The 10,606-nt window shown below is 73.3% G+C and carries 10 protein-coding genes and 1 pseudogene; 2 read left to right on the top strand and 9 right to left on the bottom strand.

All coding sequences use genetic code 11. The annotated features are described in order from the left end of the window. Positions 1-298, bottom strand: a pseudogene (locus AOK11_RS27040) (glycoside hydrolase); the annotation flags it as partial. Positions 299-459: 161 nt separating this feature from the next. Here AOK11_RS27040 and AOK11_RS27035 point away from each other — a divergent pair. Together AOK11_RS27035 and AOK11_RS27030 are read left to right on the top strand one after the other, a co-directional pair. After that, positions 460-852: a hypothetical protein gene (locus AOK11_RS27035; RefSeq protein ID WP_055596333.1), complete on the top strand. Its 393-nt coding sequence runs from the start codon at positions 460-462 to the stop codon at positions 850-852. After that, positions 849-2,081, top strand: a complete 1,233-nt coding sequence (locus AOK11_RS27030) for a DUF418 domain-containing protein (protein ID WP_055596332.1) — start codon at positions 849-851, stop codon at positions 2,079-2,081. Before AOK11_RS27035 ends, AOK11_RS27030 begins: the two co-directional genes overlap by 4 nt. A 119-nt stretch (positions 2,082-2,200) precedes the next feature. Here AOK11_RS27030 and AOK11_RS27025 read toward each other — a convergent pair whose 3' ends face one another. The 8 genes from AOK11_RS27025 to AOK11_RS26990 all read right to left on the bottom strand — a co-directional run. Beyond that, positions 2,201-4,003: a type IV secretory system conjugative DNA transfer family protein gene (locus tag AOK11_RS27025; RefSeq protein ID WP_055596334.1), complete on the bottom strand. Its 1,803-nt coding sequence runs from the start codon at positions 4,001-4,003 to the stop codon at positions 2,201-2,203. Then, positions 4,000-5,568, bottom strand: a complete 1,569-nt coding sequence (locus tag AOK11_RS27020; RefSeq protein WP_388188422.1) for an ATP/GTP-binding protein — start codon at positions 5,566-5,568, stop codon at positions 4,000-4,002. Before AOK11_RS27020 ends, AOK11_RS27025 begins: the two co-directional genes overlap by 4 nt. A gap of 206 nt (positions 5,569-5,774) precedes the next feature. Further along, complete coding sequence (locus AOK11_RS27015) at positions 5,775-7,268, bottom strand: SCO6880 family protein (protein WP_055596330.1); 1,494 nt, start codon at positions 7,266-7,268, stop codon at positions 5,775-5,777. Positions 7,269-7,425: 157 nt separating this feature from the next. Beyond that, on the bottom strand, positions 7,426-8,658 hold the full coding sequence (locus AOK11_RS27010) for a hypothetical protein (protein WP_055596329.1): 1,233 nt from the start codon (positions 8,656-8,658) through the stop codon (positions 7,426-7,428). A gap of 1 nt (position 8,659) precedes the next feature. Next, positions 8,660-9,391, bottom strand: a complete 732-nt coding sequence (locus AOK11_RS27005) for a DUF8175 domain-containg protein (RefSeq protein ID WP_055596328.1) — start codon at positions 9,389-9,391, stop codon at positions 8,660-8,662. Between the two features lie 16 nt (positions 9,392-9,407). Beyond that, positions 9,408-9,698, bottom strand: coding sequence for a hypothetical protein (locus tag AOK11_RS27000; RefSeq protein ID WP_055596327.1), 291 nt, complete (start codon positions 9,696-9,698; stop codon positions 9,408-9,410). Between the two features lie 103 nt (positions 9,699-9,801). Continuing rightward, positions 9,802-10,086, bottom strand: coding sequence for a hypothetical protein (locus AOK11_RS26995; RefSeq protein WP_055596326.1), 285 nt, complete (start codon positions 10,084-10,086; stop codon positions 9,802-9,804). After that, positions 10,083-10,606 (bottom strand): DUF6668 family protein (locus tag AOK11_RS26990; RefSeq protein ID WP_055596325.1); only part of this gene is annotated, 524 nt, incomplete at its 5' end. The genes AOK11_RS26990 and AOK11_RS26995, both read right to left, overlap by 4 nt.

The following is a 10,606-nucleotide window of genomic DNA, read 5'->3' as shown; positions in this document are numbered from 1 at the left end:
GGGCCGTCGCCCCGGCCAGCGAGGTGAGGCGGGTCAGCCGGGTCTCGGTGGCGGTCACCTGGGCGTCCAGCCCACGGAGACGCTTCTTCTTGGCGGTGACCTTCTCGCCGGCGGCGTTGTACTTGTCCGTGGCGGCCTCGGCGTGGTGGTAGAGACGCTCGATACGGTCCCTCACCTCGGTGAGGGTGGTGGGCTCGGGTTCGGCCCGTACGGGCGTCTGGGCCGTCGCCGTCAGGGCGCAGGCCAGGGCGACGGCCGCGGCCGTCCGCCTGCCGGGTGCGCGTGGGGTCCGGATCATCGGGGCCGGGGCTCCTCTCGTGTGCTTCGTATGCGATGCGATGCGAGGGCGGGGCATCCTCACAACGGGAGGCGCACCGCACCCGGTTCAAGCGGCGGGTGAACCGGGCGCGGTGCACCTCCCGTTGTGCTGCCGAGGGCGTCGGCCGGCCAAGGAGCGGTATGTTCAGTCAGTTGTTGCTGCTCGCGCTGTGTCTCGGTCTCGGCGTCGGCTCTCTGCTGGCCGCGCTCAAGACGGTTCTGGTCGCCCTGGGTCTGTGGGCGCGCGGACTGCGCGTCATGGGCGTCGTCACCCACCGCCCGGCGGCCGATCCGCGCCCCGGCGGCCTGGTCCGCTTCTCCGACCACCTCGGCCGTGAACTCGTCCTCGACCCCGGCCGGTACGGGCCGCTGTGCGGGCTGCCCCCGGTCGGCGGGGACGTGCCGGTGGTGTTCCGGCGGGAGCGGCCCACCGTGGCCCGGCTGTGGCACATGTGCCACCTGCTGGCGCCGTCGTTCGGCTGGTTCCTCACCGCGACGCTGGCGTTCGGCACCGGGGTCGTGGTGGCGCGGTGAGCGCGGGCGGGCCCCCGACCGGTGACGGCCGGCGCCTTTGGGAACTCGACGTCCTGCGCGGCTTCGCCCTCCTCGGCATCCTGCTGGTCAACGCGGAACTGATGGCCGGCCCGGACACGGTGTCCGGTGGCGGCCCCGGGGCGCCGGCCCCGGACCGGATCGCGGCCTGGCTGGTGTCCGCCCTGGTCGCCACCAAGTTCTACCTGCTGTTCTCGTTCCTGTTCGGCTACGGCTTCGCCCTCCAGATGCGTTCCGCCCGGCACGCGGGCGCCGACTTCGCCTCCCGGCATCTGCGGCGTGTCCTCGGCCTGTTCGGCATCGGAATCGCCCACGCGGTGCTGCTGTACCCCGGTGACATCCTGACCACGTACGCGGTGCTGGCGCTGGTGCTGTACGGGCTGCGCGGGCTCGCCCCGCGGACCGCTCTGCGCCTGGCGGCCGGTCTGGTCGCCGGTCTCGGGGCGCTGCTGCTCGGGTACGGACTGCTGATCGTCGCCCTCACCGACCCGGCCGCCGTGGGCGAGCACGCCCCCCGGGCCGCCGACGCCGTCGCCGCCCATCGCGGCGGTCCCGCCCAGGTGCCGGCCGAGCACCTGCGGGAGCTGCCGTCGGCGTTCGCCACGGCCCTGCTGTACGCCCCGAACAAGCTGGCCGCGTTCCTGGTGGGGCTGGCCGCCGCGAAGACGTCACTGGCCCGGCGGCACGGCCGGGACCGGGCCTGGCTGCGGCGGGTCGTCGTGCGGTGGCTGCCGGTCGGTCTGGCCGGCGGGGTGCTGTCCGCCTGCTGCACCGACGGCCCGCTGGACGACCGCTGGTTCATGGTCGGGAAGGCGGTGGCGGTGCTGACCGGGCCGGCCCTCGCCGCCGCGTACGCGTGCGGGCTGCTCCTGCTGCTGGATGTCATGCGCCCGGCGGCAACCGGATTCCTGGCCGCCGCCGGGCGCATGGCGCTCACCCACTACCTCACCCAGTCGCTGGTCCTCGCCTGGGTCTTCACGGGCTACGGACTCGGCCTGTACGACCGGGTCGGCAGCGCCGCCGTCCTGCTCGGCTGCCTCGTCCTGTACGCCGTCCAGCTCGCGCTGGGCGCCCGCCTGGCGGCGCGCACGCGGTACGGGCCGGCCGAGTGGCTGCTGCGCACCATCACGCTGGCACGGCGTCCCGGCCGGCCGGAGCCGGCTGGTCGGAGTGTGAGCCATCCGGCGGACGAGCCGAAGTCCGTTGCGTGATGGCCCCTCCCGCGCCTTCGCCGGGATCGTGCCCAGGCCCGGTTCGTTCCGGGCGGCGGTCCCGGCGGTCCCGGCGGTCCCGGCGGTCCCGGCGGTCCCGGCGGTCCGGCCGAGCGGCATCACGCCGGCGCGGCGTCCCGGCCGGCCGGAGCCGGCTTGTCGAAGCTCACGCCGCCCACAAGACGAGCCGCGGCCCGTTCCGTGATCGCCGCCGCCTCCGCCTTCGCCGCCGCCGAGATGGCGCCCGCGCCCGGCTCCTTGTACCAGGGGCGCAGCCGGATCAGGGCCGGCTTGACACCCGTGGCCAGCAGGAGCGCGGTGCCCTTGGGCAGGGCGCGGATGCGGTCGGGCGGCAGCACGGACTCCTGCCGGTAGGAGTACGAACGGGACGTGCCCTCCTTGCTGCGGGAGATGGTCGGCGTCCGCACGTCGTGCTGGCCGACCAGGGTGGAGATCTTCTGCACGAAGTCCGCGTCGTCCAGGCCCGCGCCGAGGAGTTTGACGGTGGCCGCGCTCCACAGCGCGTCCATCCCGATCTCGCCCCACACCCGCGCGCCCTGCCGGTAACTCTGGAGCAGTGTCACGACGTTGATGCCGCGGGAACCGAAGTGCGAGTACAGGTCGGGCAGGTCGGAGATGCGGCACACGTTGGCCGCCTCGTCGAGGACCGCGGTCAGCGGCGGGTCGAGCCGCCCGCCCATCCGCTCGGCGGCCACCACGCCCGCCCGCAGCGTCGTGTCGGCGAGTCCCGCGATGACACCCGCCGCGGAGCCGCCGCCGTCCTTGGACAGCAGGTACAGGGTGTCCGCGCCGAGCACGTGCTGGTCCGGACGGAATTCCGGCATGTGCGGGTCGGGTGTCACCCAGGCGAGGATCTCCGGGTCGAGGAGGCAGGAGACGGTCTGCCGGGCCGTCTCGTAGATGCCGTCCCGGGTCTCCACCGCGCCGCGGATGGTGCCCTGCAACTGCTCGGCCATCGCCACGAGTCCGGCGTCGCGGAGCAGGTCGATCGGGGTGCGGTCGGCGGGGTCGGCGAGCCAGCCCAGCAGGTCCTGCACCGAGGCACGGCCGCGGGCGGCGGCCAGGAACAGGGCGGTGAGGGTGTTCTGGGCGGCGGAGATCCAGAAGTCCTTCTTCGTGGTGTCGTCGTTGACGGACGCCACGAAGTGGCCCGCGAGCCGCCGGGCGCCCTCGATGGTGTGGCACTCGCCGAGCAGGTTCCACCACATGCCGCGCGGGGTGTGGGCGATGCCCTGCGGGTCGAACGTCCAGACCGTGCCCGCCTTCTCGCGCTCGGCGCGGGTCACCGCGTACACGTCGGACTTGTTCGACGTGAGGAGCACCGCGCCCTGGGCGCGCAGCACGCGGGGCACGGCGATCCCGGTGGACTTGCCGGCCCGGGGTGCCATCAGGTCCAGTTCCACGTCCTCGTAACTGCTGCGCAGCTCCGGACCGTTGGGCATCAGGTCGCCGAGGAGGTTGCCGGTCTCGTCGGGGTGCACCCGGTCACGGCCCTTCAGCGTGGGACGCAGCTCGCGGGCGCGGGCCTCGATGCCCTTCGGGCACATCGCGGCCATCTCGCGCCGCCCGGCCAGGCCCTTCTGGTGGTCGGACCGCCCCAGCAGATACCGCACCCCGAACGCGACGGGGACCAGCAGCAGCACGAGAAGCGCCAGCATTCCCCCGTACACGGCGGCCGCCGGCGCGCCCGGCCATGGCCCCGCGGCCCCCGAGGAGACCAGCTCGCCCACCGTGGACAGGGCGAACGGCGGGGCGTCCCAGCCGTGCCCGGTGACACCGGCACCGAGGGTGCCGCCGGCCCAGACGAAGGTGAACAGGGCCAGGACCGAACCGGCGATGCTCACGATGGCCCAGGACATCATCGCCTGGTGGCCGCCGCCACCGGGGCTGCCTCCGCTCATGCCGTCCACCCCCCGGGACCGGCCGGCCCGCCGAGGCCCGACGGGTCCATCGGTCCATCGCCGAGGACCGGCAGCGCACCCATCTCGGCGGCCTGCCGGACCTGTTCGGTGACCTGCGCCACCGCCTGCTCGACGACCTCCTCGTTCGGCGTCCAGCGGGTGTTGGTGTTGTGCAGGCGGCGTTCCGCGTCGGTGATGGCGACCTTGATGGGGATGCCGGGCCGGCCACCGACCTTGATGAGGAAGCGGCCACGGCCGGGCGGCTCCTCGTTCTCGCCGGAGACGCCCCAGCCGGGCGGCGACGACCACGACGAGACCAGGTCGATCTCGCGCCGGGACAGGCCCACCACCTTGCCCAGGTCCTCCATCTCGGTTTTCGGCAGCCCGGCGCACACCACCATGCCGGCCCGCTCGACGAAACCGCGGGCCTTGGCCCGGTCGGAGTCGGTGCCCAGGGCCTCGGCGTCCTTCAGGGTGTGAGTGATCTTGGCGTCGCCGAGGCCGAGGGACCGGTTGAGGCGGGTGAGCGCGTCGATGCGGTCGACGATGCCGGAGGCGGCGCGCAGCGGACGCCACAGCTCGTCGAGGATGGTGAAGAACCAGCGTCGGGGCGCCAGTCCCGCGTCCGCGAGGGCGTGCGAGGCGGCCACCGTGCCGAGCCCGTCGGACCAGGCGGCGAGCATCGCCGCTGCGGTCAGCTGGGTGTCGGCCTCGCCGATGCCGGAGATGTCGATGCACACGGCGGGCGCGTTCGGGTCGATCCGGGTGGAGGTCGGGGAGGCGAAGGTGTCGCCGAGGGGGCCGTCGAGGATGCCGAGCAGGGAACGGTGCAGCGGGTCGACGGCGTCCCGGTAGCGGGTGTCGGAGCCGCGGTCGAGGGTGACGGCACGCACCCGGTCGGGGCCCTCGACGAGGACCCGCAGCAGGTCGGGCAGGAGCGGAGCCCGCCCGGACGGGGTGCGCTCGCGCAGGTGGTGCAGTACCGCCGACAGCACGGACTGCTCGTGGTCGTCCATCGGGCGTCCGCGCACGATGGTGATCAGGGCGGCCACCATGTTCAGCACCCGGCCGTGCGTCTCGGCCTTCAGCACCTCGCCGGACTCGCCGCCGATCCTGCTCGCCGCCGCGCCCATGGCGCCCGGGTCGAGGACGTTGATGCCGCCCCGGCCGCGGCCGATGGAGATCACCTGGCCGCCGAGCGCCCGCACGGTGTCGGCGTAGTCCGGCTTGAGGTCGCCGAGGACCAGCGGGACGACACCGGTCGCGGACAGCCCGATCAGCATCCGGTTGATCAGGGTCGACTTGCCCAGACCGGGCATGCCCAGCATGAACAGCGACGGGTTGGAGATGTAGCGGGCGCGGGTGAACCAGTTCAGCGGGTCGCCGCAGACCGTGGCACCGGTGTACAGGTGCTGGCCCAGCGGCACCCCGGTCATCGGCGAACCGGAACCGGCGGCGAACGGCCACATGCCGCAGGCCTGCACGGTGGTCGCCCGCCACATGGTGGGCGGGTCGAGATAGCCGACGCGCCCGCCGCCGACCCCGTACCAGCCGCGCGGCGGGATGTACGGCTGCCGGGGGCGGGGTGAGGGCTTCTGCGTGCCCGCCCTGCCGGACTTCCCCGATGCCTTCTTGCCGGCCTGCTCCGTGAGGAGCGGTCCCTCCACCAGGGACGGGCCGTACGGGGTCCGGCCGGCCGCCAGGGCGGCGCGGGCCCGCTCCTCGGCGAGCTGGTCGGCGCGCTCTGCCTTGCGCTCCTCGCTCCGGCGGCTCACAGCGCCTCCTGAATCTCGTGCGGGACGAGGGTCTGCTCCCAGGGGAGGATCCCGGCGGGCAGGGTGCAGCTGAACGCGGCCGCCTGCATCCGGTCCGCGGGCCGCATCAGCACGCGGGAGGCCGCCGTCAGGTTGCGCACCGACACGTTCGCGTCGGCCAGTTCGGACATGTCGTCGACGGTGACGGTCAGCATCAGGGAGAACTCGACGAGGCCGGCGCCCGACGCCTCCTCGGCCGCGGTCTGTTCCGCCGCGCGCATCTCCGAGGCGGCGCGGGCCTGCACCATGCCGCGGCCGGACGTGGCCATGAACTGGGCGCTGCGCCGGTCGGCCTCGACGATGCGGGCCGACGTGGCCGGGTCGATGGGCCGGTAGACCAGCGCCACCCGCTTGCGGCGGGTGCCGGGGGCCGCCTCCAGCATGCCGCGCAGCACCGAGGACCGGACGGTGCCGCGCGGGGCCAGCGTCATCAGCCAGGTGCGGGACACGCCCGAGTCGTGCTGGTAGCTGCCCACCGTCTCGACGGTCGCGGCCGGGCCGGCGTCCTCCCACTCCAGGCCCGTACCACCGTGCTGGGCGCGGGCGTCGAGGACGTCGGCGGCGACGGCCGGGTCGTAGGCGACCCGGACCACCTCGGCGATCCGCTCCGCCGACAGCGGGTACGCGGCCCCGCCGCCGGCCGCGACGAGCCCGCTGAGCAGGCCCGGGACGCGGATGGCCAGGTCGGTGATGACGTCTTCCTTCTTGCGCTTCTGGCCGGGCGGGACGCCGTAGGTCAGGGTGATGTAGGTGTGCATCTCGGAGGAGGCGGTCGGGTAGCGCTCGACGACCTCCTCCATCACGGCGCGGGCGGCTTCCGGCGCGTCGGCGTGGATGCGGGGCAGCACCTCGTGGGCGAGCCGGGTGCCCGGGTCGGGGGCGGTCTCCACGATCACGGAGGCGCCCCGCAGGCTGGGCTCGTGGGCCAGCCGGGCCAGCCACTCGCCCCACAGCGCCACCCACACGTCGACCTGGTCCGGGTCGACGAGGGAACCGCCGTCGGGGTCGCAGCCCAGGACGATCGTGTACAGGTTGCGCGCCGGTTGGTGCAGCACGCCGAACGGCCGGTCGTAGGCGTCGCGGCCTTCGGTCGCGGTGACCTTGTTCAGCAGGCCCGGCGGGCGGAACCGGCCGCCCGGCCGGAGCGACAGCGGCCCCGAGACGTACAGGTGCGCGCCCTTGGACTTGCGCTGCCACCAGCCGATCCGCAGTGTCATCAGCTGGTAGACGTTGCGGCCGTCCTGGGTGCGGATGGCCAGCGGCACCAGGAACACGACGACCGGTACGAGCACGACCAGCGCGGCGTACAGCGAGATCAGCGAGGCGAGGAGGGTGATGACGAGCCCGCCGAAGACACCGAAGGTGCCGACGAGCCCGAGGGGGCCGAGCCCCGGTCGCCGTGGTCGGCGCCAGTTCCCGTAGGTCGGGTGGGAGGCGGCTTGTGCGCTCATGAGGGTCTGAACTCCTTTCGGGGAGAGACGGAGGACGGCGGCGGAAGAGGAAGCGGAAGAGGAAGAGGCCGCCGGGCTCCCTCGGGGGATCGGGAGCCCGACGGCCGTCCGGGGACGGCCGGCGACGGGGGGACGTACGGGCGTCGCCGGCCGGCGGTCATTGGTTGTTCCCCTTGCTGCCGTCGGCGTCGTCCACCGCGCCCGAGGCGGTACTGGCCACGACGGAGGCCACGGTGATCGCCGCGCCGGCGATCGCCCCGACGGGCCCGGCCGCGGCGGCCGCCTTGCTCGCCGCACCGGAGGCTGCCGCTCCGCCACCACCGGCACCGGCACCGGCGCCGGCACCCGAGGCTCCGCTTTGGCCGGCACCTCCGCCGCCCGTGCCCTTCGCGCCCGTGGAGCCGCTCGGACCGCCCTTGCCGGACGCGCCGGCGGCGCCGCCGTCGGCGGACGAGGACGAACCGGACGGGCCGGTCCGTCCGTTGCTGCCGCTGCCGCCCGCGATCGAGCGGGCACCGGTGGCCAGGCCGCCGCCCACCGCCGACATGGCCTTGCTCTCGGATGCTCCGCCGAGGGCGGCGGTGGCGGGCACGACGAGCCGCAGCAGGGCGGGCAGCGAGACCGCGGAGAGCAGCATGATGCCGATGCCCGCGATGCGTTCGTGGATCTCGTCCGAGTCCGAGGTGATCAGCACCGAGCCCGCGTACATCACGAGGGCCGCGGCCGGTTTGTACAACAGCCAGGCGATCAGCCAGCCGAGGTGCTTGCGCCACCAGCCGGAGCCCCAGTCCGTCATGGAGGCGGCGGCGGCGATGGGGAGGGTGCCCAGCAGCAGGACCATGACGCCGAGCCGGATGTAGAGCAGGATCGTCTGGATGATGCCGGCGATGAGCAGCAGGAAGGCGAGGATCAGCATCAGGAAGGCCTGGAGGGTGCTCCCGTCGGTGCATTCGCCGATGCCCTTCAGGTGTTCCTCTGCCCCCGCAGCGAACAGATGTTGCGCGTATCTGTCCGAGACTCCGGCTGCCGCGGTCAGGACGGTGGTGGCGGCTGTCGCGACGAGGATGACCCGGAGGATGCCTTTGAGGGCGGTCGTGCCGGCCTCACCACGCCGTTCGATCGCCATCCGGGCGGAGGCGAAGAGCAGTGAGCCGACCGCCAGATAGACCACGATCCACTGTGAGATGGCGTTGATCTTGTCTGCTGGACCGCCGTCTCTCCACGACATGGTCGGGATGGAGGTGACCAGCGACGCGTACACCTCGATCGCGGCGCCCAGGACGAAGTCCGCGACCGCCTGCATGATGGTGCCGATGGGATCGCCCAGGAACTTGAAGAACCCCACCAGGGCGTCCAGGACAGGAACCCCTGTATCGCTGCACGACGCCATGTCAGGACTCCCACAGAAGGTAACCGTTGGTGTTCTGCACCGTGCGCACGGAGGAGTACAGGCGGCCGTTGCCGAAGGGCAGGATCTTCCAGTCCCCCCGGTCCCAGCGCAGGTTGACGGTGGCCCCGGTGAAGCCGTCCGTGCCGCGCATGAGCAGGTTCACGCTCGCCGCGCTCTTCGAGTAGGAGCTCACCGAGAAGCCGACGTAGGAGGCGACGGACGTCTGGTCGGCGGTCTCGGACGGTGCGCCCTCGATGGTGCGGCGCTTGAAGACGAACATCTCGCGCGGCTTCCCCGGCAGCACCTGCCGTTCCGCCACGGCCTCCCAGTCGGACATGCCCATCTGGGAGGTGATGACGTGGGCGGCCACCACGGCACCGGTGGCGGTGCGGGCGAAACACCACCAGGGCGTGCCCTCGGTGCGCACCGGTCCGGCCGTCGGGGAGACGGGCACACGCACGGCGCCGAGCCTGCGCCAGGTGATGTCCTCGGGCGCGGACTTCGGACGTGCGTCACCGGCGCTGTCGTCCGTGCGGCAGTCACCGGGCCGGCCGTGCTCGGCGACCGGCCCGCGGCCTGCCGTGGCGCGGGCGGGGTCGTCACCACCGGAAGTCAGCGCGACGACCCCGCCCAGTATCACTGCGGCGGCGAGGAACCCGGCCGACATCTGCCAGCCGCGCTGACGCCAGTACGGGCCGGACTCCTCGGGTTGCCGCTGTCTGCGTGTGAACATCTCGGACGACCGCCGGTCAGCTGAAGACGAACGAGATCAGCGGACCCGCGGTGGCCACCAGGACACAGCCGCCGAGCACCATGCCCAGACGGCTCATGTGCTCCGAGCTCTCGCCCCGCTTGACGGAGATGGCCATCATCGCGCCGGTGACCAGCACACCGGCCACACCGGCGGCGGTACCGGCCCAGGCGGCTATGCCGAGCACGGTGTTGACCTTCTCCGTCAGCTCCTCCGGAGCCTCCCGGCCGGGGTCGGGCACGTCGGAGGCGAGGAAGACCGATGCTTTGAGAAGGAGTGAGGAGGACATGGGGATCTCCGGAGATTCGGTGCCCGGCCTCAGTGGCGGGCGGGCAGGTGGTGAGCGGTGGGAAAGGTGGTGCTGGTCCGGGGGTGGTGGTGCCGTCCCCCGGTCACTGGAGCGACAGGTCGCCGAGGAACGCGACGAGCGGACCGGCGCAGGTGGCGAGCAGAGAGGCGATGACGACGAAGAAGACACCGCGGAAGTGCTCGCCGCCCTCGCCCGGATCGCCGCGGCGCAGCTGGATGGACATCTGGATGCCGACGATGATCAGACCGGCGACTCCGGCGGCCGAGGCGCACCAGGCAAGGAGACGGAGGATCGTCATCGCGCCGCCGCCGGCGGTCGGGTCGAAGTCGTCGGCCGCGAGGTGGCTGTGGAACAGCAGGTGGTTCATGAGGCGGTTCCCTCGTGGCGGACTTCGGCGCCCACCAACTGGGCGAGTTTGTTGATCTTCCGGGGCAGCGAGCGCGGCCGGCCGCCCACCCGCCAGGCCGGTATCCACGGCACCCGGTGGACGTGGGCGACGGAGCGGATGACCCGGATGCGGCGCAGCAGGCTGAGCGGCAGCCGGTTCGGGGTGTCGGCGACGAGGACCACGGCCGCCAGGTCGAGGCCCTGCGGGGCCTTGCCCTCGTGCAGTGCGCCCAGCGCCTGCGAGACGGCTCTGATGCCCCGCGCGCTGGTCCGGCCGACGATCACGATCCGGCGGGGTTCGCCCTTCGCCGGCTCCGGCCAGCGGGCGCCCACGTCCACGCCGCCGAGGAGCTCGCACAGCGAGGTCGCACCGGCGCCGCCGTGCGCCTTGACCCACCCGATCTCGTCCGGGGACTTGCCCCGCAGGGGCCTGCGCCGCTTGGGCTCGCCCCAGCCGGCTTCGGCGGACCGGTTCGTGTCGGCCCGGTCCGCGGCGGCCC

It is taken from the genome of Streptomyces hirsutus, from assembly GCF_001418415.1.
GTDB lineage: Bacteria > Actinomycetota > Actinomycetes > Streptomycetales > Streptomycetaceae > Streptomyces > Streptomyces hirsutus.
Note: the sequence above shows the minus strand (reverse complement) of the source record. Positions and strands in the feature narration are given on the sequence as shown.

Excerpts from the sequence above, each read along its gene's own strand:
- AOK11_RS27035 (WP_055596333.1), top strand. The coding sequence starts at position 460 with ATGTTCAGTCAGTTGTTGCTGCTCGCGCTGTGTCTCGGTCTCGGCGTC.
- AOK11_RS27025 (WP_055596334.1), bottom strand. The coding sequence starts at position 4,003 with ATGAGCGGAGGCAGCCCCGGTGGCGGCGGCCACCAGGCGATGATGTCC.
- AOK11_RS27015 (WP_055596330.1), bottom strand. The coding sequence starts at position 7,268 with ATGAGCGCACAAGCCGCCTCCCACCCGACCTACGGGAACTGGCGCCGA.
- AOK11_RS27010 (WP_055596329.1), bottom strand. The coding sequence starts at position 8,658 with ATGGCGTCGTGCAGCGATACAGGGGTTCCTGTCCTGGACGCCCTGGTG.
- AOK11_RS27005 (WP_055596328.1), bottom strand. The coding sequence starts at position 9,391 with ATGTTCACACGCAGACAGCGGCAACCCGAGGAGTCCGGCCCGTACTGG.
- AOK11_RS27000 (WP_055596327.1), bottom strand. The coding sequence starts at position 9,698 with ATGTCCTCCTCACTCCTTCTCAAAGCATCGGTCTTCCTCGCCTCCGAC.
- AOK11_RS26995 (WP_055596326.1), bottom strand. The coding sequence starts at position 10,086 with ATGAACCACCTGCTGTTCCACAGCCACCTCGCGGCCGACGACTTCGAC.